Origin of the sequence: Chryseobacterium ginsengisoli (assembly GCF_039542325.1) — a bacterium.
GTDB classification, from domain to species: Bacteria; Bacteroidota; Bacteroidia; order Flavobacteriales; family Weeksellaceae; genus Chryseobacterium; species Chryseobacterium ginsengisoli.
Genome location: NZ_BAABHX010000007.1, coordinates 78,489 through 104,695, shown reverse-complemented (window position 1 = coordinate 104,695; position 26,207 = coordinate 78,489). Strand labels below are relative to the sequence as shown.

General features: G+C 34.5%; 26 protein-coding genes. 8 read left to right on the top strand and 18 right to left on the bottom strand.

Features of this window, described 5'->3' with window-relative positions:
- Positions 1 to 69 precede the first annotated feature (69 nt).
- Genes ABD940_RS18450 through ABD940_RS18440 form a run of 3 tightly spaced genes read left to right on the top strand, consistent with a single transcriptional unit; the run spans position 70 to position 2,238 of the window.
- The gene (locus ABD940_RS18450) at positions 70 to 822 is read left to right on the top strand and encodes an MlaE family ABC transporter permease (RefSeq protein WP_345207227.1); all 753 of its coding nucleotides are present in this window, start codon (positions 70 to 72) and stop codon (positions 820 to 822) included.
- Positions 822 to 1,637: an ABC transporter ATP-binding protein gene (locus ABD940_RS18445; RefSeq protein ID WP_345207225.1), complete on the top strand. Its 816-nt coding sequence runs from the start codon at positions 822 to 824 to the stop codon at positions 1,635 to 1,637. The genes ABD940_RS18450 and ABD940_RS18445 overlap by 1 nt, the downstream gene beginning before the upstream one ends.
- Positions 1,621 to 2,238, top strand: a complete 618-nt coding sequence (locus ABD940_RS18440; RefSeq protein WP_345207223.1) for an outer membrane beta-barrel protein — start codon at positions 1,621 to 1,623, stop codon at positions 2,236 to 2,238. Before ABD940_RS18445 ends, ABD940_RS18440 begins: the two co-directional genes overlap by 17 nt.
- 39 nt (positions 2,239 to 2,277) lie before the next feature.
- Here the strand turns inward: ABD940_RS18440 and ABD940_RS18435 are convergent, their stop codons facing one another.
- Complete coding sequence (locus ABD940_RS18435; protein ID WP_344833693.1) at positions 2,278 to 2,595, bottom strand: hypothetical protein; 318 nt, start codon at positions 2,593 to 2,595, stop codon at positions 2,278 to 2,280.
- A 91-nt stretch (positions 2,596 to 2,686) separates the two neighbouring features.
- Complete coding sequence (locus tag ABD940_RS18430; protein WP_345207221.1) at positions 2,687 to 3,493, bottom strand: M48 family metallopeptidase; 807 nt, start codon at positions 3,491 to 3,493, stop codon at positions 2,687 to 2,689.
- A gap of 108 nt (positions 3,494 to 3,601) precedes the next feature.
- Between ABD940_RS18430 and ABD940_RS18425 the strand changes: the two genes are divergently transcribed.
- Positions 3,602 to 4,147, top strand: a complete 546-nt coding sequence (locus ABD940_RS18425; RefSeq protein WP_345207219.1) for a DUF4251 domain-containing protein — start codon at positions 3,602 to 3,604, stop codon at positions 4,145 to 4,147.
- Between the two features lie 9 nt (positions 4,148 to 4,156).
- On the opposite strand, the gene meaB is transcribed toward ABD940_RS18425, so the two are convergent.
- Positions 4,157 to 5,140 (bottom strand): methylmalonyl Co-A mutase-associated GTPase MeaB, encoded by a 984-nt coding sequence (meaB, locus tag ABD940_RS18420; protein WP_345207217.1) that lies wholly within the window; start codon positions 5,138 to 5,140, stop codon positions 4,157 to 4,159.
- A gap of 170 nt (positions 5,141 to 5,310) precedes the next feature.
- On the opposite strand from meaB, the gene ABD940_RS18415 reads away from it, so the two are divergent.
- Positions 5,311 to 5,598, top strand: coding sequence for a c-type cytochrome (locus tag ABD940_RS18415; RefSeq protein ID WP_345207215.1), 288 nt, complete (start codon positions 5,311 to 5,313; stop codon positions 5,596 to 5,598).
- A gap of 40 nt (positions 5,599 to 5,638) precedes the next feature.
- Here ABD940_RS18415 and ABD940_RS18410 read toward each other — a convergent pair whose 3' ends face one another.
- From ABD940_RS18410 to ABD940_RS18370, 9 genes are all read right to left on the bottom strand, one after another.
- On the bottom strand, positions 5,639 to 6,631 hold the full coding sequence (locus ABD940_RS18410) for an enolase C-terminal domain-like protein (RefSeq protein ID WP_345207213.1): 993 nt from the start codon (positions 6,629 to 6,631) through the stop codon (positions 5,639 to 5,641).
- A 64-nt stretch (positions 6,632 to 6,695) separates the two neighbouring features.
- On the bottom strand, positions 6,696 to 9,275 hold the full coding sequence (locus ABD940_RS18405) for a T9SS-dependent M36 family metallopeptidase (protein ID WP_345207211.1): 2,580 nt from the start codon (positions 9,273 to 9,275) through the stop codon (positions 6,696 to 6,698).
- A 61-nt stretch (positions 9,276 to 9,336) separates the two neighbouring features.
- The gene (locus ABD940_RS18400; protein ID WP_345207209.1) at positions 9,337 to 9,864 is read right to left on the bottom strand and encodes a tetratricopeptide repeat protein; all 528 of its coding nucleotides are present in this window, start codon (positions 9,862 to 9,864) and stop codon (positions 9,337 to 9,339) included.
- Positions 9,851 to 10,549, bottom strand: a complete 699-nt coding sequence (gene prfH, locus ABD940_RS18395) for a peptide chain release factor H (protein ID WP_345207206.1) — start codon at positions 10,547 to 10,549, stop codon at positions 9,851 to 9,853. Before prfH ends, ABD940_RS18400 begins: the two co-directional genes overlap by 14 nt.
- Positions 10,550 to 10,556: 7 nt before the next feature.
- The gene (locus ABD940_RS18390; protein ID WP_345207204.1) at positions 10,557 to 11,177 is read right to left on the bottom strand and encodes a hypothetical protein; all 621 of its coding nucleotides are present in this window, start codon (positions 11,175 to 11,177) and stop codon (positions 10,557 to 10,559) included.
- A gap of 2 nt (positions 11,178 to 11,179) precedes the next feature.
- On the bottom strand, positions 11,180 to 11,845 hold the full coding sequence (locus tag ABD940_RS18385) for a nucleotidyltransferase domain-containing protein (RefSeq protein WP_345207202.1): 666 nt from the start codon (positions 11,843 to 11,845) through the stop codon (positions 11,180 to 11,182).
- 74 nt (positions 11,846 to 11,919) lie between these two features.
- Entirely contained in the window at positions 11,920 to 13,311 is a 1,392-nt protein-coding gene (locus ABD940_RS18380) for an RtcB family protein (RefSeq protein WP_345207200.1), read from the bottom strand.
- Between the two features lie 101 nt (positions 13,312 to 13,412).
- Positions 13,413 to 13,850 carry a hypothetical protein gene (locus ABD940_RS18375; protein ID WP_345207198.1) on the bottom strand — a complete coding sequence of 146 codons (438 nt, stop codon included), beginning with the start codon at positions 13,848 to 13,850 and terminating at the stop codon, positions 13,413 to 13,415.
- 36 nt (positions 13,851 to 13,886) lie between these two features.
- Entirely contained in the window at positions 13,887 to 14,054 is a 168-nt protein-coding gene (locus ABD940_RS18370) for a hypothetical protein (RefSeq protein ID WP_345207196.1), read from the bottom strand.
- 631 nt (positions 14,055 to 14,685) lie between these two features.
- Here ABD940_RS18370 and ABD940_RS18365 point away from each other — a divergent pair.
- The 3 genes from ABD940_RS18365 to ABD940_RS18355 are packed head-to-tail and all read left to right on the top strand — an operon-like array spanning position 14,686 to position 17,925.
- Complete coding sequence (locus tag ABD940_RS18365) at positions 14,686 to 16,119, top strand: hypothetical protein (RefSeq protein ID WP_345207194.1); 1,434 nt, start codon at positions 14,686 to 14,688, stop codon at positions 16,117 to 16,119.
- On the top strand, positions 16,112 to 16,759 hold the full coding sequence (locus ABD940_RS18360; RefSeq protein WP_345207192.1) for an ATP-binding cassette domain-containing protein: 648 nt from the start codon (positions 16,112 to 16,114) through the stop codon (positions 16,757 to 16,759). The genes ABD940_RS18365 and ABD940_RS18360 overlap by 8 nt, the downstream gene beginning before the upstream one ends.
- Before the next feature lie 5 nt (positions 16,760 to 16,764).
- The gene (locus tag ABD940_RS18355; RefSeq protein ID WP_345207190.1) at positions 16,765 to 17,925 is read left to right on the top strand and encodes an FtsX-like permease family protein; all 1,161 of its coding nucleotides are present in this window, start codon (positions 16,765 to 16,767) and stop codon (positions 17,923 to 17,925) included.
- Positions 17,926 to 17,976: 51 nt separating this feature from the next.
- Here the strand turns inward: ABD940_RS18355 and ABD940_RS18350 are convergent, their stop codons facing one another.
- From ABD940_RS18350 to prfA, 6 genes are all read right to left on the bottom strand, one after another.
- Positions 17,977 to 18,477: a hypothetical protein gene (locus ABD940_RS18350; RefSeq protein ID WP_345207188.1), complete on the bottom strand. Its 501-nt coding sequence runs from the start codon at positions 18,475 to 18,477 to the stop codon at positions 17,977 to 17,979.
- A gap of 68 nt (positions 18,478 to 18,545) precedes the next feature.
- Entirely contained in the window at positions 18,546 to 20,663 is a 2,118-nt protein-coding gene (gene scpA / locus ABD940_RS18345) for a methylmalonyl-CoA mutase (RefSeq protein WP_345207186.1), read from the bottom strand.
- 331 nt (positions 20,664 to 20,994) lie between these two features.
- Positions 20,995 to 23,040: a prolyl oligopeptidase family serine peptidase gene (locus ABD940_RS18340; protein ID WP_425550372.1), complete on the bottom strand. Its 2,046-nt coding sequence runs from the start codon at positions 23,038 to 23,040 to the stop codon at positions 20,995 to 20,997.
- Between the two features lie 118 nt (positions 23,041 to 23,158).
- Positions 23,159 to 23,659, bottom strand: coding sequence for a hypothetical protein (locus ABD940_RS18335; RefSeq protein ID WP_345207182.1), 501 nt, complete (start codon positions 23,657 to 23,659; stop codon positions 23,159 to 23,161).
- 80 nt (positions 23,660 to 23,739) lie between these two features.
- Positions 23,740 to 24,405 (bottom strand): hypothetical protein, encoded by a 666-nt coding sequence (locus ABD940_RS18330; protein ID WP_345207180.1) that lies wholly within the window; start codon positions 24,403 to 24,405, stop codon positions 23,740 to 23,742.
- Between the two features lie 292 nt (positions 24,406 to 24,697).
- Positions 24,698 to 25,783, bottom strand: coding sequence for a peptide chain release factor 1 (gene prfA / locus ABD940_RS18325; RefSeq protein ID WP_345207178.1), 1,086 nt, complete (start codon positions 25,781 to 25,783; stop codon positions 24,698 to 24,700).
- Positions 25,784 to 26,207: the final 424 nt, after the last annotated feature.

Genomic DNA, 26,207 nt, shown 5'->3' with positions numbered 1-26,207 from the left:
AGTAAAACAGAGGCTCAGTCTTCATCTCAACTTTAATTTAATTCAATAAAAAAAGTCTAATTTAGCAGAATGTTAAAAAAGTTTTTTACAGCAGTAGGAGAATATATTATCCTTATGGGTAAATCCATGCAGAAGCCTCAGAAAATGAGAGTGTTCTGGAAGCTGTTCATGCGAGAAATCAATGATTTGGGAGTCAACTCTTTCGGGTTGGTGATCTTTACATCTATATTCGTCGGAGCCGTTGTTGCGATTCAAATGTTCAACAACTTTGATGCTTCCGATTTTCCTATTCCACCTTCATTTGTAGGATATGCTACAAAAGCGGTTTTGATCCTGGAATTTGCTCCTACGATTATCAGTCTGATCTTAGCGGGAAAAGTGGGTTCTTATATCGCTTCAAGTATCGGAACAATGAGAGTTTCTGAGCAGATAGATGCATTAGATATTATGGGTGTAAATTCACCTAACTTTCTGATTTTACCAAAAATACTTGCCTGTGTTATTTTTAATCCTTTATTAATTGCCATCAGTATCGTTTTTGGTATCGGTGGAGGCTATATTGCCGGAATTCTTACAGGAAACTGGACGACAAACGATTATATGACCGGAATCCAGATGTATATGCCTAATCTTTTTATATATTATGCATTTGCTAAAACTTTGGTTTTTGCCTTCATTATTGCAACAGTTCCTTCTTATTTCGGATATAATGTAAAAGGTGGTTCACTGGAAGTAGGTAGAGCGAGTACACAAGCGGTGGTTTGGACGATGGTATTCATTATCCTTTCAGAATTACTGTTAACCCAATTAATATTAAGCTAATGATTGAGGTAAAAAATTTAAAGAAAAGTTTTGATGAAGTTGAAGTACTTAAAGGAATTTCAACAACCTTTGAAAAAGGAAAAGTAAACCTGATTATTGGGCAGAGTGGTTCGGGAAAAACTGTTTTCCTTAAAAGTTTACTGAATGTTTATCAACCTTCATCCGGAGAAATTCTTTTTGACGGCAGAGATATCAATATCATGAACAGAGAAGAAAAACAGCATTTACGATCTGAAATCGGAACCCTGTTTCAGGGAAGTGCGTTGTTTGACTCTTTAACGGTGGAAGAAAATATTATGTTTCCTCTGGATATGTTTACCAACTTAACTTTCAGAGAAAAGAAAAGAAGAGTTTTTGAAGTAATCGGAAGAGTACATCTAGATAAAGCCAACAGAAAATTCCCATCAGAAATTTCCGGAGGTATGCAGAAACGTGTGGCGATTGCAAGAGCGATTGTAAACCACCCGAAATATCTTTTCTGTGATGAACCCAACTCAGGACTAGATCCATATACTTCCAATGTAATTGATGATCTTTTGCTTGAAATCACGAAAGAATACAACACGACAACGATTATCAATACCCACGATATGAACTCTGTAATGACAATTGGTGAAAAAATTGTATATCTGAGATTAGGAATCAAAGAATGGGAAGGAAATAAAGACGTTCTGATCACGGCGGGCAATAAAAATCTGATCGATTTCGTTTATTCATCAGAATTATTTAAAGAATTAAGAGAATATTTACTCGAGAATAATAAAACTATTGAGAATACAATCACAAAAATTGACGATAATGAAAAAGGTACTTAGTATAGCATTAATAGGATTTTCTCTGTTTGCGTCTGCACAGATTTCTCTGGCAGGAAAAGCAAACTTAATTTTCCCGACAGGATCGCCATCATGGCAAAATATTAAAGGAACAGTAAATCAAGCAATTGACGGAAAAGGAAAAAACAATGTAGGTTTCAACGTTGGTTTGTCATTAAAAGCCAATCTTCCTGCATCATTTTTCGTAATGCCGGAATTGTATTATACTTCTTTTAAAAGTGACTTTACAGACCCTACAACCAATACAACTTTTGATATTAAGAACAATCGTATAGATTTGCCGGTTCTTATTGGTCACAAAGTTTTAGGAGATTTCTTAGGCGTTTTTGTAGGTCCGGTTGCGAGCTATAATTTAAGCAAAGAAGATACTTACAACGACTTTAAAGAAAATGCGAGAGACAATTTCACAGTAGGTTATCAATTCGGAGCTCAATTGGAAATCAAAAAATTACTTTTGAATGCAAGATATGAAGGGGCGTTCAGTAAAGATTCCAGAAACTTCATTAATAAAGTTTCAGGAGATGAAATAAGATACGACAACAGACCTAATTTATTTATGGTAGGTGTCGGTTACAAATTCTAAATTCAGCGAAAATAACAATTATAAAGAAATCCTCAACTCTTAGATTTGAGGATTTTGATTTTCATGATTTCGAAGTTCGGCTTCACGTCTTGCTATTTCTGCAGCCTGTTTTTCCAGATCTTCTTTATCTTTTTGCAGTTGCTTGAATTCTTTTCTTTTTTGTTCTTCTTTTATCGCACTTCCTTTACTTACATAGCCTACCATTCCGCCGATAATTAAACCGATTCCGATTCCTCCCAAAATTCCCATGATATGAGGCATTCCCAAATCATTAATAGTAAAATTGGATGATGTCAGATAAAATAAAAGTACCGATAATGCCAAAAGTACAAGTCCGATAATCGTTAAATTTTTCATAGTGTTGTGTTTAGTGGTTAAAATTAAAAAGCCTTACCAATTTAGTGAAAATATAATAAGGCTTTTACTCAAGATTAAAATTCTTTATTAATTATACTTTTCCGCCTGCAGCTTTGTAATATTCAAGAGCTTTGGGTAAGTTTTTATTGATGTCCGAAATTCTTGTCTCAGGATTCGGGTGAGTCGAAAGGAATTCAGGTTGTCTTGCACCTGTAGAAGCTGCTTCCATTCTATTCCAGAAAGGAATTGCCTCTCTTGGATCATAACCAGCCATTCCCATTAAATACAGTCCCATTTGATCTGCCTCAGATTCCTGATTTCTGCCATATTTCAACAAAGCAACCTGAGAACCGATCGGATAAACTTTCTCAAAAACACTTGCCCATTGACCGTTAGAAATTGTTCCTCCTAAAATTTGTCCTCCATATTGAGCAACCATTGCCTGAGAAATTCTTTCATTTCCGTGTCCCGCCAAAGCGTGAGAAACTTCATGTCCTAAAACAACAGCTAATCCGTTGTCATTTTTTGTAACTGGTAAAATTCCTGTATAAACAGCAACTTTTCCTCCAGGCATACACCAAGCGTTCAGTTCACTACTTTGTAACAAATTGAATTCCCAGTTGTAGTTTGCAAGATCTGCAGAACGTCCTATTTGCTGATAATATCTTTCAGCAGCAGATTTTATTCTGGATCCTACACTTGTCACTCTTTTCGCATCTGCCGTTCCAGAGATTACTTTTCCTTTTGATAATGTCGTTTTGTATTCCTGCGCAGACATTGTCATTATTTCCGAGTTATTTGCCAATTGCAGAGAAGATCTCCCTGTAATTGGGTTTGTAGTACATGCAGCAATAGCAAGAGCCGTTGCTCCAAGTCCTAAAATGTGTTTTATTTTCATAATTTCGAGTGTATTAATTCAACCTTTACAATTTTTATTCCAAAATAATTTCTAAGCGATATATTTGCATATAATTTGCTATTTAAATTTAATAATTATTTTACTATCATGAAAAAGTATATTTCAATCATATTCATTTTTGGATTTTTAATGATCTTCCAAAATGGTTTTTCTCAAACCAAAGCCAATTCTCAGACCATTACTGAACTTATCAACACAGATGATTTTTCATTTCGCGCGGAAAGAGCAACGCCCACAAATTATGATGTCATTAATGTAATGAACTCAATGCCGAATTCTACTTCAACAAGAATTCTTGATCTTTCGGGAAGTAATTATTCGGTTGATTTAAGAAAAGACAAACTTGAGGTTACTTTACCTTATTTTGGAAGGGTTTTTAATCCAACTTACGGAAATACAAGCCAAAACAGCTACAGATTTACCTCAAAGGATTTTGCAGTAACCAAATCTCAAGGTAAAAAAGGAAAATGGATCGTAAAAATTAAAGTGAACGATCAAAGTACTGTAGATGAAATCATTATTGAAGTTTTCAAAAACGGAAAAGCATACACATCGATAAGAAGTAACGACAGACAGCCGATTTCTTATGACGGATTTATTTCGAAAAATGAAGTGGAAAAAGAAAAACTTTAATGAATTAATTTACTCTTTAGATAAAAATTTCTCAACAAATAACTTTGCTTCGGTACTTGGATTTGAAATCATTGTCGAAGCATTTTTTTTGTGCTGAATATAAGCTTCTTCTACAGAATTATTTTTCTTCATCATCGATAAAATATATTCCTGAACCCAGTATTCAAAACGTTTTTCTCCTTGTTGAGTTCTTACTTCTTCGAATCTGTTGGTTTTCTTTTTAAGATCAATAAAATCATTAATTTTATCAAAAACATCGCCTAAACCTTCATTACTTAAAGCCGATCCCAGCAAAACCGGAACTTTCCAGTCTTTTTCTTTTGGCGGAATAAAATCTAAAGCTCTTTTTAATTCTAATTTGGTATTTTTTGCTTTCTGAAGATTATCTTTTTCAACTTTATTAATGAAAATAACATCAACCATTTCCATGATTCCTCGTTTGATTCCCTGAAGTTCGTCGCCCCCGCCAATTATTTTTAAAAATAAAAAAACATCGGTAATATCTGCAACCAAAACTTCAGACTGTCCTACTCCAACGGTTTCAATTAAAATATAATCATAACCTGCAGCTTCACAGATCATCATTGTTTCGAATGTCGTATTCGCAACACCGCCCAAAAATCCGGAACTCGGAGAAGGGCGAATGAAAGCATTCTCTTCTTTGGAAAGTTCTTCCATCCTGGTTTTATCACCCAAAATACTTCCTTTATTGATTGCCGAACTCGGATCGATGGCTAAAACGGCTACTTTTTTCCCATTAGAAATGACCAATCTTCCGAAATTTTCTATAAAAGTTGATTTTCCTGCACCCGGAACTCCCGTCACTCCCACTCGGATCGAGTTTCCCGTGAAAGGCATGATTTGTTTTAACAGTTCTTCGGATTGTTGTCTGTGCTCGGCTTTTTTACTTTCAACTAATGTAATCGCTTTTCCGATCAGGCGTTTGTTTCCCGATCTTATTCCTTCTATTAGCTCTTCTGTAGAAAATTTCATTGATTCAAAAATAATAATTAAATGTGAGAAATTGAAGTCTCAATCATCAATTGTGAAAGGTTAAATCACTTTATTATATTTTCTGTAATTTGTATTTCTTCTAAATTAAGTTCCATATCATCAATGGAAAAGGGAATTTCCTACATTTGTCTCAATCAAATAGTTTAAACATGAAAAAAATAATCGCTGTAGCATCATTCACTGCTGTTTTGTTAGCATCTTGTACGCCAAAAGCTTCTACAGCAACAGCTCCAGTAGCTTCAACTTCTACGGCTGAACAGATTGCACAAGGAAAAACAATCTTCGAAAACTCATGTGGAAGATGCCACAAATTACCTAATCCGACATCTCATACTTCTGTACAGTGGGTAGGAATTATGAATTCTATGGCGCCAAAAGCAAAATTGACTGATGAGCAGCACCAATGGGTTTATGATTATATTGTTTCTGTAAAGTAATTTTAAAAATATATCAATAAAGTCCTCTTTTGAGGGCTTTTTATTTTAAAGTAATTCCCAAACCTGGTTTTTGGGACAGAATTATTTTACCGTTTTCTACGAAATTTCCTGTGGCATAATCATTGGAAATAAGATTCGCGCCGTCAAGATCAACATAATCGACAAGTCCTGTTAAAACACAGCCAGCAGAAATTCCTACGGAAGATTCTGTCATACATCCAATCATGATTTTGTAGTTTAATTCTCTTGCTTTTTCGATCATTTCTAAAGCAGGAGTCAATCCTCCACATTTCATTAATTTGATGTTGATGCTTTTATAATAAGAAATTAATTCATCTAAGGAATCCAGATTTTGACAATCTTCATCTGCCATCCAATTGGCGAAACTTTCTTTTTTCAAAATTTCATAATTATCAATCGGTCTTGGTTGCTCCAAATAGGAAAATTTCTGAACCTCATCATTTTCCTGAAACCAGATACAATCTTCATCAGTAAAACTTGCGTTGGAATCTAAAGCGATATTTTGATTTAATTTCAAAAGTTTTTCAACATTATTTTTATCTAATCCTTTGCATTTTACTTTGAATTTGTTCCAAGAGCTTTTTTCAATTTTTTCAATCTGATGTTCTATTTCTCCAATGGAAATCGTGATGGAACTTTCTACTAAATTTCCTGACGGAAGATTATTTAATTCAATAAAACTTTTGTTTTCCAGCTTTCCGAAAAGATCCCAATAAGCACAATCTAGCGCAGAAAGCAAAAATGGATGAAGATTTAAGTGTAATAAAAATTGGAAAAATTCTTTTGGAGGAATGATTTTCTGAGCTTCAATCTTTGTCTGAATTTCCTTTAATTTTAAAACAAAACGTTGAAGATCAATTTTATAATAATCAATCGCTACACATTCTCCATAGCCTTTGCAATTTTGATGAGATAATTCTACGAGTAATGCGTCTCTTTTGTCATAGTTCCCGTAAGCAATTGAGAATGTTTCTTTTAAATGAAGTTGTTTTAATTTAAATCTTAATTCCATAAATAAAGCTACAAAAAAAGGAAGCCAAACTGACTTCCTTTCTTAAAATTATTGTTTGAATATATTATTTTACGATCAATTTTTCAGTCTGAGTTTTTTCTCCCTGCTTTATATTCACCATATAAACTCCTTTTTGTAATTCTTTTGTTGAAAAAGCTTTTTTAGAGGTATTTTCTCTTGTATCAGAAAGCACTAATTTTCCTGACATGTCGAAAAGTTTTACTTTAACATCTTCTTTGGATTTATCTATATTTCCCACGAAGAATTCGTCATACGTCGGATTCGGGAAAACAACATATTTTGTTTCTGTAGTTCCAGCTTCCTGAGTTGCCAACACGACATTACATTCTGCAGGATAAGTAAAGTTTTCTACCTGATCTGTTCCAACAGTTTTGCTTCCAGCTGAAGCGTTCACTCCTATACCTCTTTTTGCGAAAGCTTTCCATATCATACATTTATCAGCACCTCCTGTTTTCACCTGATCTGCCTGAAGAATCGCATCTCTTCCATCAATAAAAGTGGGACTGCAAACCTGAAGTTTCAAACCATCTACTACCAATTGTAGAATTCTTGCATTTCCTGAATTTGGATTGGCTAAAACATCATTATTATAGCCATATTTTTCTACATATTTCCATGTAAGATCCCAAAGTGTTGATGCCCAGACAAAACCAATAGAGTGAGAATCTCCAACCATTGTGTTTGTATTGGCATAGGTAAATCCATTCACTGTAAAATCAGGAGAATATTTTGCCGGTCGTATTCCGTTTCCTGTAGTTGGCTGTTCTGCTACATACGTTGCCATTCCTCTTGCCAAAGCTGATGTATCTCCCGGTCTTGCAGTAAGCATTAAAGCAAAAAAATCTGACCAGCCTTCTCCCATCTGTTCTGTAGAATTGGTTGATGAAAGACAGCTATATCCCTGTCCCGTTAATCTATTCGAAATTCCATGACCGTATTCGTGAGCTATAACTCCATTATCTAAACTTGAATGTTTAAATCCGTTATAATCATTTATTAAAGTTGCATTGATAGGATTTCCACCCGTAACCTGAGCTACCAAAAACTCACCTTCCGTTTTTCCCATATTAATAGAAGGAATAGTTACCTGACTTCCGTAAGTTCCCGCTCCCATAGTCACAGGAGTATCTGTACTTGGTCTATAAACAATTACTCCGACAGCTCCTGCATTTTGAGCATTTAAAACTTTAAGGCTGTATTCACAAGTTGTACTTGTTACGATAGCAATTTTGCCTGTAAGACTTCCCGCAGTCGGCTGTGTACATGCATCTGCAGGTGTGGAAACAGCAATGTCTCCTGTTACAGATTGTCCTTCAAACAATAATGGTCCGAAAGAAGCTGTTCCTGTTAAAACTTTAGGTCGGCTTGCAACAGTTGACGGAGAATTGTACTGATATCTTGAAATAGGATCTGCCGTTGTCTGGCTTCTCGACCAAATATACATCTGCATTCTTGGCGCGAGAAGATAAGTTGTCCCGCTTATTACCGTTTCATATCCTGAGCTGAAGTTGGCATTATTCAATCCGCTTCCGTCAAAAGCTTCTGCATTTACAGCATCTCCTCCAATTCCTCCGTTTGCGAAATTATTAGTCTGAAAATTTCTAGCTGCTTCTGTAAATCCGAACTTGTAAAATACGTCATGAACTTTATTATTCATGTAAAAAAGATTCGTAATTGCCGCATCTTTCTGAGAAAAAGGATTGATATATCTTCCTTCAGCATACGTGAAATCAAAATTTCTTGAAGCTCCTCCATCCGGAGAATATCCTGCTACATTTGCATTTGCCTGATCCGAGTAAGCATACACATTATTTCCTCTTGTATTCGTATAACTTGCTGTGCCTGTTGAATGCCATCCTTCCGGAGATGCCGTAATATCCCAAGGATTATTTAAAATAGAACGTGATCCGAAACTTGGCGCTTCAACCGGAAGAGGAAAAACATTATAAGATGCATTAGACGGAACCAATAACGAAGTCGTTTTCTGAGAATCTAAACTTTCGGTGGTAAATTTTACTGGTTCTGAATAATTTAAATCTGCTGCTCCGTTATTATTATGGTCAAAATCACAACTTACCGTTAAATTATCTTTTGTAAGAATTTCACCTGTTGAAGCATCTGCAATGACATGCCAAACATCCGAAGATTTTTTATCTGAAACGAATAATTCCTTAGCCAAAACAAACACATTATTTTTTTCAAAATAAACATTCGGCAGATATTCTACTCTTGAGATTTCCTGTAAATTCAGATTTTGCTTCAATGCTTCTTCAGAAAGTTTTTCTTTTGGATTTGACTGATTTCCAATTACAATCTCTTTTTTGAAGTCATTTTTTTCTGAGATAATTTTTTCATCTTTTATAATAACTTTTCCAAGCGCATTATAAACACGTAAACCGTCATAAGTTTGCTGAATATTCACAATATTGGCACCCAAACTCTTAGAATTATCTTCGTTGAGAATTATAAAACCAAGTTTGTTATCAAAACTATTTTTCTGAGAAAGCTGTGCGTTCTTTTTGTAATAATCCTGAATCAATACTTTCGAATTTTGCCCATTCATTGTACTGTAGGCAAACATTACCGCCACAGAAAGCGGAATAAAAAATAGATTTTTTTTCATGGGATTGACTTTAAACAAAGCTAAGATTTTTTCTTCATTTCATGTCAGGAAATATATTATGTTAAGAAGGAGACTTTTTCGCCCCCTTCTTCTTTTTAATTTTGCTTTTCTTCGGCATTTTAGATTTGATAAATTTCTTACGATCTTTTACCACATTCAAACTATGCTCGTTAAAACAATATTTTGCGGCTTGATCCAAAAATTTTAATGCATTGACAAAACTTCCTCTTTTCTCAGAAAGTAAAGATCTGTAAAACCATAAATTCGACTTATCGATTCCTTTGATTTTCAATGAATATGCAATCAGTTTTTCGGCTTCATGAAAATCTTCGTTATCCAAAAGACATTTAATGTAATATTGGGGAACATTCAGATTCGTGATATCACATTGCATCGCTTCTTCGAAATACAGTTTGGCTTTTTCATAATCGTTCAACATTTCGCTGTAAATTCGTCCCATCAGACAAAGGCTGTCTGCATCTTCCGGATCGTAGGACAATGCATAATTCAATGCTTCCAAACATTCTGGAAGACTGTATGGATAATTGTCCAAAGCCTCAAAATAATATTTATTTTTAGTTAATGTCATTTTTGTAGTTTTTTAATTCATTTTTCAATTGATTTCTTTCTTTTTTGAAAGATTTTTCCTGATAATTCTTTTTAAAATCTGTTCCGGAAAATGTACGGATCGAATTTCCTCTTTGCACCTGCAAATGATTGTTCCATGTTTCCTGCATTCGTTTTTGAAGCTGAATAATATTCTGTTCCAACACTTTTTCCTTTAATCTTGTAATCGACAGTTTTTTATTCTCCAATTGCGAACGCGAATCCTGTACGAAAACACTTTGTCGCGTCGGTAAATGTGTCGCACGAACCGCAGTGTTCACTTTATTTACGTTTTGTCCGCCACTTCCCTGACTTCTGGTCGTCTGAAACTGAATATCTTTTTCATTAAAATCGATTTTCTCCAAACCTTCCAATTCAAAAACTCCGATAAACCAGTTGCTTCTTTTGTGCAGTTTCCGGAATGTACTTTTTCCTGTCCAACAAATGCTTCCCAACCAGTTCTTCAAAAATTCATTTATATTTTTTGATTTTAAAAGTAGGGTTACAGATTTTAATGTTAGGTTTTCATCACCATTTTCACGGTGAATGATTTCGTAGTCTATTTTATTATTTTTTGCCTCCTCAAGAAAGACCTTCAGAACTTTTGCAACTACCCATTGGCATTCTAAAGGTCCTCTTCCGGAGGTTATTTGTATGAGTTTTTCCATTTTTATTTTACTTAATTCTAAAATGAACAGGATAAATAATATCTGAAAACAGGCAATCAAAAACAGTCGGATCATCATTACAATCTGTAGAAACTGATTTTACTTTTATTAAAGCCAAATCATCTGTAATTGCTTCATAACCTTTTTCCTTCATTATATTTAAAATTGAATTGTATTTTCCTTTTTCATAAGGGTCAACAATTGTTAAAACACTGTCCGTTTCAAATTTTCCTTTTTTAATTATTTCAAAAGTTTGGATATAATACATCTTTAAAAACCAATTAATCCAAACCTTGCAACAATGTAAAGCCTTTCCCGTTTCCAGATATTTTTCAAAATCCCAGTCTTTATATCCTTCGCTTGTATCTACCTCATCAATATCTTGATTCAAATAAAAATTCCAAACATCTGAAATGTCTCCCATTTCTTCTTTTGAAAATTTATCCTTTTCAGAAGATAAAGACTGAAAATGCACAACAACATTTACTTTTTCAAATTCATTACAAAACAGATCGGTTACATGAGGATTTTTTAAAAACACATTTGCTTTTTCTCTCAATAATTTTCTGTCATTTGAAAAATTTTCATTGATAAATTCAAATACTTTTTCTTTGATATGATTGTCCATTGTTATTTTGGAATTTCACTTAATCTTGGATGACCGACAGGATCAATTCCTTTTTCCAATAAATCTTTTGCAGCCATCACCGCCCAACATTTATCGCTGGAATGAATATTTCTGTAAAATGAAAGTAAAACTTCAGGTTTTACAACCGTAAATCCATTAGTTTCAACAGTTTTTAAATCGTTTCTCTCAAAGAAATCAATTGTAATTCTGTGGAACTTTTCGTTGTCTAATTCGATTGTTTTCTCATATCTTCGGAAGTTTTCTTCACTCGGCAAATGATCATAACGCGTCCAGACTTTCTGAAAACCTTCCTGCTGAAGAATCATAACAACTTCTGCAACATTTTCTTTATTTACAAAAACATCAATATCCTTATGATCGTGAGCATGTTTGTATTCTGTATGTCCGATTTCAGACATAAAATGCCACGCCCAACCTCCTGATAAAATGACTTTATTTTTTAATTTTTCTAAAATTTCCAGTCCGTGTTGAATTCTAAATTCCGGCCAGACTTCACCGTATCTTTTTATATTATGTGGTGCTCCCATTTTTTTTTTTGCTTTTTCATCGTTTTTTACTTTTGTCATTTCGAACGAAACAAAGTGTAGTGAGAAATCTGTTTTTGTAAATTCTTCATTCCACTTCGTTCCATTCTGAATGACAATCATTCCTTAAATAGTTTACTGGCTATTCTTAGTATCAGTCAAAATCCATCAACCAATAACTATAGCCTATCAACAAATTATCTATCCATTCTCACAATTCGAGGCTGGAAAGTTCCCAGAATATCGACCAATTCACTTTGCGCGTTCATGACTTCGTTAATATCTTTATACGCCATCGGTGCTTCTTCCGTATTTCCGCCCATCAAAGTGACATTCTTCATTTTTAGTTCTTTTTTGATATCATTCTGGGTGAAAAGACTTCTACATTCACCTCTCGAATGAGCTCTTCCCGCACCGTGAGAAGCCGAATTCAACGAATCTGGATTTCCTTTTCCGCGCACGATGAAGCCTTTTGCTGTCATTGATCCGGGAATCATTCCCAATTCATTTTCGTTGGCTGGAGTTGCGCCTTTTCTGTGAACGATCACTTCTTTTCCGTTGTGGATTTCTTTCCACGCGAAGTTGTGATGATTTTCAATTCTGGCTTTCACTCGTCCTCCGACAGCTTTTACCAATCTCCTGTGAATATCGTCGTGACAAGCTGAAGCGTAATCTCCTGCCAAATTCATCGCAGTCCAATATTCTAATCCGAGATGTGTGCTCAAATCCAGCCAAGCGAAGTTTTGTGCTTCTTTTGGCAACGGACATTGTTCCGTTGCAACTCTTGAATAATATTGAGCAATTTCAGCTCCCAACCCACGCGAACCGCTGTGAGAAAGGATTCCGAGATATTTTCCTTTCGGGAGCCCGATCTGTTCATCTTCTTCTTTGATTTCAACTTCCCCGAATTCTACAAAATGATTTCCACCGCCGGAACTTCCCATTTGTTTGATGGCTTTTCCTTTTAATCTTCTCAAAATCGGGATCATATCGAAAGTATCTCTGTCGAAAATTTCGTGATCAACGTGAGATTTATGTGTTTCATACATTCCGAATTTTGTATGTTCGGCAAGAGCTTTTTCGTATTTATCTCTTGCTCCATCAAGATATGAAATAGGGGTATCCAAAATACTGAGGCTCATTCTGCAACCAATATCCATCCCGACTCCGTACGGAATCACAGCATTTTCTACAGCCAGAACTCCTCCGATCGGAAGTCCGTAACCGCTGTGTGCATCGGGCATCAAAGCTCCCTGTGTTGAAATTGGAAGTTTCAAAGCCGTGTACAATTGGTTTTTTGCTTCATCTGAAATGTTGTTTCCGAAAATCTGAAAAGAAGTACGGTTGGCATTCAACATTCTTTTTTCTGTTTTCTTGGATGAAAGCAAAGCTTCTGCGATTTGTCCGAAGGTTAAATCTTTTTCAAATTGTTCCGGATTTTGCAGAATTTCCTTTAAAAGAGATTTCACATGATGAATATTTTTCGTTGCAAAATTTCTTTTCATGACCTCCAAAGCGATATTAACGCTCTGATTGTTTGGATAGCCTATTTTTAATATATCTTTTCCTTTAAGTTTTAAATTTCCCATTGTTTTTGTTTTAAAATTCTCGGACATAGCCGTCCTCTAAGTTCTCTACAATCTCTGTTGCAGACATTTTGTAGTGAAAGTATTTTTCACTTTCGGTGAGATCAGATTGAATTGGATTTGCCATAAATTTTCTTTTGAATAATACCCTGAACTTTATATTGTTTTATGTAAAATTCTACTTCTGCATATTCTTTTTCCAAATCTGCATTTACAGGCTTGTAATGCGTAATCATATTTGGTTTTATTCTTAACGTAAATCTCCATGGTTCTATAAAATCATAGTAATCGTAATACATTTTACGAAAAGGACAATATTCTCTTCTTTTTAAAAAGTATTGCCTTTCTCGCTCTGTGAGCTGAATCTTCGGATTATTCCATTCATACGACGAAAGAGATTTTAGCTTTTGTTCCCTTTCTACATATATTCTTCGTCCGAATTTTTTCTTCTTTTTTAAAAAGTGCCGAATTTCCGAATACATGAATGTGTTTATTTTCTTAAGAATCCCCTCAAAGAATTCTGCATCTTTTGTTCGCTTCACATCTTCTGTTATAGCGAAAAATCTTACAAACCCTCTTTAATAAGGCTCTTCTAAAGGAATCCAAGGAATATCTCTTTTAATTTTCCAAAGCTCTTTGCTACGATTATACTTTTTTCTAATCTGTTTTTCTACATCTTTTTTTATTATTCTTTTTCTGCTTCTCAGACTTCTTAATCTTGAAAACAGAAGGTTCTTATTTTCCATTAATTATAGATATTAGAGGTGAAGTATTGATAGTTAAACTATTATACATCACATTAAATCTTCTCCAACTAATATTTTAGTTGAATTTATTTTGTCATTTTGATGAGAGCTTCTTCCTATCGTCAGAATGACAATGCGGATACTTTTCTTAGCCCCGATTGCAGCGACATCCTTTTTTTGCGTCGGCTTGAAAAAAGCGTTGGCAAAAAAGATATAGCGGAAAGCGGGAAACAGCTTCAAATAAAAAATTATCTGCTATTTCGAAAAGCTCCTAAATTTTATTAAAAATGATTTCGGGGAAACTTGTTTGAGTTTGAATATTGCGCAATAAAAAACCCGAAAATCTTACGACTTCGGGTTTTGATATTTCAATATACTGTTATTCTATGAGTGTACCAAACCACGAAGCCTCGCCTTTGCAAAAGGCAATCCTACTGTTGAATGTAGATTAAATTTGAACATTGCTTCGTTGTTTTTAAATGGTTAAACTTGATTTTCAGATGCAAAGATATAATTTTTTTTGAATATCAAAACTTTTTTTCATTTTTTGTTATTTCTCCACACATGGGACATATTCGGGACAAAATGTTATATTTGCTTTCTTAACTTAATAATTATGAAAAACACTTTAATGAAATCGTTATTTTACGTTTTTGCATTTGCTATTCTTTTTTCCTGTAATTCCAACAAGAATAATGAAATTTTAAATTACACAACGGATACTACTTTAGGGCTTTCCAGAGTGAATATCAATTCAATTTCAGAGAAAATTCCTGTTGATAAAATTTTAAAGGAAAAGAAAGACATAGATGGTGATCAGAAGTTCTTCTTACAATTGGTAAGCAAACCGAAAGAATCCGGTATTGATACGAATAAACCTCTTTATTTTATTGTAGACCAAGGAAAATCTACATCCGATCCCGATGCAAAAGCTTTTTTCTGGGTTAGCGACAAAGCCAAATTTCAGAAAAGCATGTCTGATCTTACAAAAAGTAAGGTAACAGTCGATTCAAAAGATTACATCTACATCGACGGAAAATTATCAGGCAGTATAAAAGGCGATATGGCGATTATTTCCAGCGAGAAATCATACAATCCTTATGCAGGATACAACGGAGGAATGTCTGCAGACAACGCCCCAAAACTTAATGAAAAGTATTTTACGGATTTCTGGGCAAGAAAAGGAACATCAAGCACGACAATTAAGGATCAGGTAAACCAATCTTTGGTAGACAATAAAGATGTAAGCGGATGGGTAAATCTTGCTGCTTTGGCAAGCTATGCTTCAAAAGGTTATATCGAAACTCTTGCTATCAACAAATTAATAAAAGATTCCGGAATCGGATTCGATTTTAATTTTGGAAAAGGAACATCCGAAATGGATACGAAAACATTCTTTAATTCGGATATGAAGAAGATCGTTGAAAAGTATTATGATAAAAATAATGTAAACTATGATCTTGTAAAAAATGTTGAGTTAGATAATGCAAAATCTTTTACAGTAGGATTTTTCAGCTTAGACTTTATGAGATATTTAATAAAAGAGGCTGGTTTTGAAGCTACTGTAAATAATTATTTGGCATCAACAAACAAGACGTTGGAAGACATTACTTCTACTTTCACAGGAGATTATGCTTTTATTGATTTTAAAACTGTTCCTACAGATACAATGGATTACTATCAACCAAGAAACAATGCATTGGTTTTAGGTTTCAATCCTAAGAAAAAAGATAATCTTACTACATTGCTAGAAGGTCCTTTAGGTCAGAGTAAAAAATATATGATGAGCGAAAATCAGGTGATTTTTTCTGATGATAATAATGTGATCTATCAATTTCAGAACAAAAAGGCAGGAAAAAATTCTAAGCTTGATAAAAAATCGGGAGTTACCGCTTATTCCTGGTCTGACGGACATGATTATAATCAAAAAGAAAAAGCGACTGTAAAAGTTGTCGACATGGTGAACGAATCTAAAGAAGATGGCGGAAACCTTGTTTCTAAAACGGTATTTACTTTAGACAAAAAAGACGAAAACGCATTGTATTATTTAATAATGAATGGATAATATTGTTTTAGAGAATATTTCACCAAAATATTTCACTCCCAGAAATATCGAACAGTCAGAAATCTGGAAAAAGAATATCTCTTTCCGGAAAGGAGAAAAACTGCTGATTGTCGCACCTTCCGGGAGTGGAAAATCTACGCTTGCCACAGCTGTTCTCGGTACGCATTTTCAGTACGAAGGAAATATAAAATACGATCAGGAAACTGTAAAAAATCTTCACCTTGAAAAAATCGTGGAAAACAGAAAAGACGGCGTAAGTCTGCTTTTTCAGGATGTACGATTAATTAAAAATCTTACCATTTCAGAGAATATTTTACTTCGAGTTTTTAATAAAGACAGAAAAAAATTCATCCCGAAAATGGAAGAATATGCTTCACGACTGGGAATTGAAAATCTTTTGCAGAAAAAGGCAGAAAACTGTTCTTATGGTGAAAGACAGAGAAGTGCTATTGTGAGAAGTCTAATAAATCCGACCAATTTTCTGATCTATGACGAATGTTTCAGTCATTTGGATCTGAATAATAAAAAAATTGCCTTCTCATTGATCAACGAAGTTTCTCAGGAAAGCGGAAGCTGTGTAATATTTTTTGAGCTGAATGAATTTCCTTTCGAACACAACTATCAAATTCTTCATTTATAAAGCTTATGAAGAAATTTTTTAATTCAATCATATTGTATGCAGGATTATTTATAGCATTTATTTTGGTGCTGTCTTGTTTACAGCTGTATGAAAATGCCAACAGACTGTTTGGTAATAAAAGCAGTGACAGCAATTACTGGCTTACTTTCAGCAAGAAAATCACTCCCGATAATATCGGAAGAAAAGAACTTCTTGGTTTTAATGAAAATGATATTTCCAAACTGAAAAAATGGGAAGAGGTAAAAAGTGTCTATCCATTTTCTGCCAACGAATTTAAAGCTTCTGCCAATGGCGGAGATTTTATTCCTTTTTATACCGATCTATATTTTGAAGGAGTGGATCTAAAAGCAATCGATGTTCCACTAGCTGATGAAGATTTTCAGGTAAAAGGAGATGTAATTCCGATCATTATTTCAAGGGAATATCTGAACCTTTATAATTACGGATTTGCTTTAAACCAGGGACTTCCGCAAATTTCGGAGGATTTTGCAAAGAAAATTGAAATTAATATCAATATTGTCGTTAATAAAGAAAATAAAACCTACAAAGGAAGAATGGTCGGACTTTCAGACAGAATTCATTCTGTTTTGATCCCGAAAAGGTTTCTTGATTCTCTGAATTTAGTTGCAAAACCCCAACTTGCCAATCAGCCTAAAGTCTACAATCGGGTTTTGGTTCAGGTAAAAGATTCAGGGGATGAGGGATTGATTTCAAAGATGAAGGAAAACAATTATGAATCGAATCAGGAAAGTCTACGTTCTGCAAAAATAAAATCCAAGCTTTTTCTTGTTTTAAAAGTGATTGCGATCTTAGGAGTTTTCATCTTTGCTCTTTGTCTGTATATTATTGTCAGTTTTATTAAAATTCAGTTTTTAGAAAAACAGGAAGAGGTTTCCATCAAAAACAGTTTGGGATATTCTCCGAAGAAAATGGTGAATGACATCAGTCGACGCTTCAGTATCAATTTAATGATTGTCTTGACTTTAAGTCTAGGTCTGATTGCTTTCGGACAATACTTTTTAGCACAATCTGATGTTTCAAACGGATTATTATCAAAATATATTAATCCTCTCCTTTGGACGGCAATTATTGTAATTCCGGTACTGGTTTATTTCTTTGTAAAAGAATTGATTTATCGCTGGCTGATAAAGTCGTGGAAAATATAGAAAAAGACCATCAAATTGATGGTCTTTTTATTTTATAGCGTATTAAATATTTTATTCTTTTGATCCAAGGTCATCCATAGCATCATCCATTCCTTTAACGACATTATTATGATAAATTCTTTCAGAACCAAGGAAATAAATATTGTGTTTTGCTTTTGCAATGATTCCGTTATATTCTTCTTCGGTCATTCCTTCCGGAATATCTGTTTTATCTTCGGTCGTTTTTCTGTAAACTTCCAAAGCTCCATTTCTGTTTAAAATAGACTTTGCTGATGTTGCCTGCTCAAGATCGTTTGTGTAAACAATAACATTATTTTTTCCGATACTGTGTTTACGATAAGCATCCAACATTTCTGCATCGTGAGCAAAAGTATACTCAAAGAAACCTTTGGTCTGCTCATCTTCCTGATAATGATCCGTTGACAACCCGTCTTCTACATTTGATTTTGAAACAATAATATTTGCTTCATCAAAACCGTTTTCTCTTAAATCTTTTATAATTTCCTCTGTATCCACAGTGGTAGGAAATACTGATACTACTGTATAAGCCATAACATTTTATTTTTTGGTTATGGTCTACAGTACAAAAGCTGTGCAATTTATACTTTATAAAAGTTAATTTAGTTTAAAAATTTCTCCAGAATATCTACAGCACATTTCGGAAGATTTGTTCCCGGACCGAATATGAAATCGGCTCCGTTGGCATATAAAAATTCGTAATCTTGTTGCGGAATTACACCTCCAACAACGATTGTAATATCATCTGCTCCGAGTTTTTTCAATTCTTCAACAACTTGCGGAACCAAAGTTTTGTGACCTGCAGCCAGAGATGAAACTCCCAAAATGTGAATATCATTTTCAACAGCCTGTTTTGCAACCTCTTCCGGGGTTTGGAATAATGGTGCAACATCGACGTCAAATCCCATGTCTGCAAATGCCGTTGCTACAACTTTTGCTCCTCGGTCATGACCGTCCTGTCCCATTTTGGCGACCATTAATCGCGGACGACGACCTTCTTCTTCTTCAAATTTCTGAGTAAGAGTAAGAGCCTGATTAAAATATTCGTTCTTTCCTGCATTCATGGCGTAAACTCCTGAAATTGTTCTGATATTTGCTTTATAACGACCGAAAGTTTCTTCCATCGCATCGCTCATTTCTCCAAGCGTTACTCTTCTTCGAGCCGCTTCGATACACAATGCCAAAAGATTTCCTTTTCCTGTTTTTGCAGATTCTCTTATTTCATTTAGAATCTGTTCAACTGCTTCGGAATTTCTATTTAATTTAATAGATTCCAATCTTTCGATCTGCTTTCTGCGAACTTCCGTATTGTCAATATCTAAGATCTCAATGGCGTCCTGTTTTAAATCTGATCTGAATGAATTAACTCCAATGATAAATTCTTCTCCACTATCAATTTTCGCCTGCTTTCTCGCGGCAGCTTCCTCAATTCTCATCTTTGGAATTCCTGCTTCGATAGCTTTTGTCATCCCGCCTTCCTGCTCTACCTCATCGATGTATTTCATCGCTTCTTCGATCATTTGTTGAGTTAAGCTTTCAACCAGATTACTTCCGCCCATCGGATCTACAACATCACAGATTCCGCTTTCCTGTTGAAGAATAATTTGTGTATTTCTAGCAATTTTTGCTGAATAATCTGTCGGAAGTGCGATCGCTTCATCCAAAGCGTTGGTGTGAAGAGACTGAGTTCCTCCCAAAGCCGAAGACAATGCTTCAATCGCAGTTCTTGTGATATTATTGAAAGGCTCCTGTTCCGTTAAAGACCAACCGGAAGTCTGAGAATGTGTTCTTAATGCTAAAGATTTTGGATTTTGAGGATTGAATTGTTTTAATAATTCAGCCCAAATATATCTTGCAGCCCGCATTTTTGCGATTTCCATAAAGTGATTCATTCCGATTGCCCAGAAAAAGGATAATCTTGGAGCGAAATCATCAACATTCATTCCTGCTTTTATTCCTGTTCTTACATATTCCAAACCATCTGCAAGTGTATAAGCCATTTCCAGAACCGGAGTTGCTCCCGCTTCCTGCATATGATATCCTGAAATGGAAATTGAATTGAATTTCGGAATATTCTGAGAAGTATATTCAAAAATATCTGCAATGATTTTCATCGAAGGTGCAGGTGGATAAATGTAGGTATTTCTCACCATGAATTCCTTCAGAATATCATTCTGAATCGTTCCTGAAAGTAATTCCTGGGAAACTCCCTGCTCTTCTGCAGCAACAATATAAAAAGATAAAATCGGAAGAACCGCACCGTTCATCGTCATGGAAACTGAAATCTGATCTAATGGAATTTCATTAAATAAAATCTTCATATCCTCCACAGAATCGATAGCAACTCCGGCTTTTCCAACATCTCCGACAACTCTCGCGTGATCCGAATCATATCCTCTGTGTGTCGCCAAATCGAAAGCAACGGAAAGTCCTTTCTGTCCTGCCGCCAAGTTTCTTCTGTAAAAAGCATTGGATTCTTCTGCCGTTGAGAAACCTGCATACTGACGAACTGTCCAAGGTTTCTGAACATACATTGTAGAATACGGACCTCTCAAATAAGGAGCAATTCCCGGAGAAGTTTGCGTTAATTCCAGATTTTTAACATCTTCAGCTTTGTAAGAAGATTTCAATTGTAATCCATCTTTTTCGAATGGATAGATTTCCGTATTTTTTTCAGTTATATTAAATTGAGGAGTTTTATTCTGAACTTCCCTTCTCATACTTTCGGATTTATTAGATGGCTAAAATTACACATTTTTGAGATAATAATTTTGTGATATTTTTATGTAAAAAAGCGAAATTGCAAAACTGCAAAATCGCTTTTTATTTCAGTGCACTACATTTTTGTTAAAATGCAGCACATTTATGTCTTAGTAATGTCGACTTTTATTAAAGTACATTAGAATTTTGCTTCAGTACACTACATTTTCATTTAAGTTCATTAGAATTTTAATACAGTACACTACATTTTTATTCCAGTGCGCTCCATTTTTATCTTAGTATAGTAGATCTTTACTCTACTGCACTAGATTTGAATTAAAATATCCTGTGTTATTTCCCAAGTTTTTTAATTCCCATTTCATACAAAGCAAAAGAAAGCAAATCTGCATTTTCACCGATAACCTGTTCTGTTGATCTTCCAGCTCCATGACCTGCATTTTTTTCAATTCTTAATAAAATAGGATTGTTACAAGCCTGTTTTTCCTGTAATTCCGCACCGAATTTGAAAGAATGAGCCGGAACTACTCTGTCATCGTGATCACTTGTAATAATCATGGTTGATGGATAACAAGTTCCCGCTTTTACATTGTGAACCGGAGAATATGATTTTAAATATTCAAACATTTCCTTGTTGTCTTCTGCTGTTCCGTAGTCGTAAGACCATCCTGCTCCAGCCGTAAATTTATTATACCTCAACATATCCAAAACTCCAACTCCGGGAAAAGCAACTTTCGCTAAATCAGGACGCATTGTCATGGTTGCACCCACCAACAAACCTCCGTTTGATCTTCCGGAAAGAGCCATATAATCTTTTGAAGTATAACCTTTTGCCTGTAAATATTCTCCTGCTGCAATGAAATCTTCAAAAACATTTTTCTTCTGTTGTTTTGTTCCTGCATCGTGCCATTTTTTTCCGTATTCACCGCCACCTCTAATGTTTGGAACAGCGTAGATTCCGCCATTTTCCATCCATATCGCGTTTACGACAGAGAAAGCGGGCTGCAAACTGATGTTGAAACCTCCGTAAGAATAAAGAATTGTGGGATTCTTGCCATCAAGCTTCGTCCCTTTTTTATAATTGATCATCATCGGAACTTTTGTTCCGTCTTTCGATGTATAGAAAACCTGTTCGGAAACATAATCTTCAGGATTGAATTTCACTTTCGGTTTTTGATAAACTTCTGATGTTCCCGAATCTGCATTGAATTTATATGTTGTTCCCGGTGTGATGTAATTGCTGAACGAGAAATATAATTCTTTCTCTTTTTCTTTACCTCCAAATCCTGAAACATTTCCTTTTCCCGGAAGAGCAATTTCACGGATCAGTTTTCCTGTTCTGTCATATTGTTTTACCTGATCAATAGCGTCGATCATATACGTTGCGAAGAAATATCCGCCACCGGTTGTGATTCCCAATACATTTTCTGTCTGTGGAATTACATCTTTCCATGTTTCAGGAGCCGGATTTTTGATGGTTGTTTTTACCAAACGCATATTCGGAGCGTCTTTATCCGTAAAAATATAAATATCATCTCCTTGAGTGTCTACAATATTTACGTTGATATCAAAACCTTTGTTGATCTGAACAAAATCGCCACCGTTTTTTAAATCTTTAATATATAGTTCATTTCCGTTGGTTGCATTGGCTGCAGAAATAATTAAATATCTCTGATCTTCAGAAACTCCTGCTCCTAAATATCTTCTCGGTGTTTTATCGCCTCCGAAAATTAATTTGTCTGCAGATTGTTTAGTTCCTAATTTATGAAAGAAAACTTTGTGTTTATCCGTCATTCCTGAAAGTACAGTTCCTTCTTTCGGCTTGTCATAGCTTGAATAATAGAATCCTTCATCGCCTTGCCACGAAATTCCGCTGAATTTCACATCAACTAAAGTTTCATCGATCTGTTTCTTTGTAATGGCATCAATAATAATTATTTTATTCCAGTCGCTTCCACCTTCTGAGATAGAATAAGCGGCTAAATTTCCTTTTTTATTGAAAGACAAACTTGAAAGTGAAGTTGTTCCTTTCTCCGAGAATTTATTAGGATCTAAGAAAACTTCTGTTGCTTTTGTTTTGTTATCGGTTCTGTATAAAACCGACTGCGCCTGAAGTCCGTTATTTTTATAATAATACGTATAATCGCCTTCTTTGAATGGAGCTGAAATTTTTTCGTAATTCCAGATGTCTGTCAATTGTTTTTTGATCTCATCTCTGAAAGGAATTTTAGAAAGATAATTCTGGCTATGCGCAACTTCTTCGTCTACCCATTTTTTTGTTGGCTCAGAGTCATTTTCTAAATCTCTGTACGGGTCTGCAACAGCAGTTCCGAAATAATTATCTGTTTGATTTCCTTTTAATGCTTTTGGATAAATCATTTTTTGCGAATAAAATGTTGCCGAAAACAAAACTCCGGCGGTTAATAAAATAGGTCTTAGTCTCATATTAATTTGATTTTCTCAAAAATAAGGAATCTGTTTTAAATAAATCAGTTATTTAAAATCTGTATCCAACTGAGGCGGAAATCTGAATGACCAACTGATAATCCGAGCCGCTTGTAGGTTGTAAAACTTTTCCAACACCTGCATTCAATAAAGCTTCAGCAAAAAAGCCTGATGACAGATCAGCTTTTTCACCAATTCCTAAACCCGCTGCTATTATTGAGTTCCTTTTTCCGCCATCAAGCAAGTTTTCTTCAGAATCTCGCGGAATATAAGATTCATACATAGCAAATCCCTCTAAAAAAAGATCTGTAGCATATGTATAAGCATCTTCCTGAAAATAATATCTGTAAAAAGGAACTGCATAATAGTTTTCTGTTTTTTTCATTAAAAATCTGGCTCCAACAGTAGAATTTTGAGAAAAAATTCTTTCATATCCTACTCCTATTCTATTAAAAAATAAACCAAATGCATCAATTTTAACTTCGTTAGCTTCTTGAGAAAAGTACATAACTGAACTAAAAATCAGGCAAATTAATATTAGTTTTTTCTTCATGGAAAATGTAGTTTTAAGTTTTTTTTCAAAAATAAAGAATCCACTGAAATAAAAAAGCCGTCTTAGGAGACAGCTTAATATTAATTGATATTTTTAAAATAAAATTCATTCAGTTTCCAGGTCATTTCTTGGGGTCCGCCGTTCCAGTAGTAAGTATCATTTCCTGCTTTTATTTGAAACATATTAAACTTCTGAACCGTTGTAACTGTTTTACTCGCTTTTTTGAATTGAATAGTAAGATCTACAAGGTATTTTTTCATTTCAGCGGCGTCAATTTTCTTAACGTCTCCAATATTTAGTTCCGAAGCATTCTCGGGAACTTTAAAACTCACTTCATAATTAATTTCTGAAATTGCCTGATTTTTTATATTTTCATTAAAAACCGGCTTAATAGTTTTGATATTGTATTTTGCGTCTTTAAAATTATCCATTAAAACAACGAAATAATTACGTGCTTCATCTTTACATTCAGAAGCAACATTAGCGGGAAGATTGGAAAGAAAAAGCTGTGTAAAATAATCGACTCTTTCCGTATAGGTATCTCGTAAATTCATTTTATGAGTGCTCTCTTTTCCCAGAAAATTAATAAGATAGCTATTCAGTTCTTTTAGCGAATCATCATTGTATCTTACAAAAGAATCAAAGTAAAGATTAAAGACGTTTTCAGCGGGTAAAATATTTTGTGATTTTAAGTTTTGAGCACAGAACATCAACATTACCAGGAAGGTAATCTTAAGCTTTTTCATAAGTATAGTTTAATTCAAATTAGTGTATAAACTCCTGAACTTTAAGAGTTATTATATAAAATTAAATATTATTTTCAAAAATCATACTACACACATAGAACTTTCAATTGTAAAATTTAAACTAGAAATAAGTTATTTTAATTTAAAATATTGATTCAAAACAAATTAAATATAGAATAATTTCTATAGCTAATTTTATCAAATATTTTTCAATAATATTAAATCTGACTCGAGATAAAACAAAAAGTCTCCGGAAACCCAGAGACTTTAAAAAGATTTTATGATAAAGATTTTATAAATTTTCTTCTTCGCCTTTCATTTTTTCGGCGTTTTCTGCCATGATCACGGCGTCGATCATTTCGGAAATATCTCCGTTCATATAAGCGTCAAGGTTGTACATAGATTTGTTGATTCTATGATCTGTAACTCTTCCCTGAGGATAATTGTATGTTTTGATCTTCGCAGAACGGTCACCTGTAGAAACCATCGATTTACGTTGTGCAGCGATATCTCCCTGAACTTTCTGTAATTCGATGTCATACAATTTGGTTCTCAACATTTCCATTGCCAATTCACGGTTTGCCAACTGAGAACGAGCTTGCTGACAAACAACCACCATCCCTGAAGGTTTGTGCGTCAACTGTACTTTTGTTTCAACCTTGTTTACGTTCTGACCTCCTGCTCCACCTGAACGCGAAGTCTGCATTTCAATATCTGCAGGATTTAGTTCAAAATCAACCTCTTCAGCTTCCGGTAAAACAGCAATTGTAATGGCTGAAGTGTGAACTCTACCTTGAGATTCCGTTTCAGGAACACGCTGTACACGGTGAACTCCTGACTCGAATTTCATGATTCCGTAAACGCCTTCTCCTTCCACTTTCATGATCAATTCTTTGTACCCTTTCGCCGCTTCGTTGGAATCCGTCACTTCATGTCTCCATCCTTTCGTTTTGAAATACATAGAATACATTCTGTATACGTCTTCCACAAAAATTGCAGCCTCATCACCACCAGTTCCTGCACGAAGTTCTACAATAACGTTTTTGTCATCTGCAGGATCTTTAGGAATTAATAATACTTTTAATTCATCCTCCAATCCCGGAATTTTTTCTAACGCTTCGTTTTTCTCGATTTTTGCCAATTCAACAAAATCTTTGTCTGATCCGTCAGCAATAATTTCGTCGGATTCTTCGATCGTATCCAAAGCTCCTTTATATTGATCGTAAACTCTTACAATTTTTCCCAAATCGCTATATTCTTTGTTCAGAGAAGAATATCTTTTCTGATCTGTAATAACATCAGGCTGTATAATAAGGTCTGCAACCTCATTATATCTTTGTTTTATAGCTTCTAATTTTGGAATTAATGATTTAGACATTATGAAAATTTTGTGGGTGCAAAGATACGGAATATTAATTCAAAACTCAAGAACCCATCTCATTACATTATTTTTTCTCGCAAAATATTGCAGTTTGTCATTCAGAACGAAGCGAAAGCGTAGTGAAGAATCTATTTTAAGGCAAGGTTCGCAAAATTTTTCTTTGAAATGATTGAGGATATTTCTCGTTCGCAAAGGCGTTTCATTCAGTGAATGATAGACGATTTCTTAATTATTTTTTATTAAAAAATTCAACAGCATTTTTGTTATTCTGAAGGAATCTAAGATGTATTATTAAAGATCCTTCGACTCCGCTCAGGATGACATCGCTAATACTAACTGTTTAATTAAATATTTGATATTTAAAACCCAATTAAGCAAGTGTCAGTCTGAGCGAAGTCGAAGACTTTTAATGTAAATGACA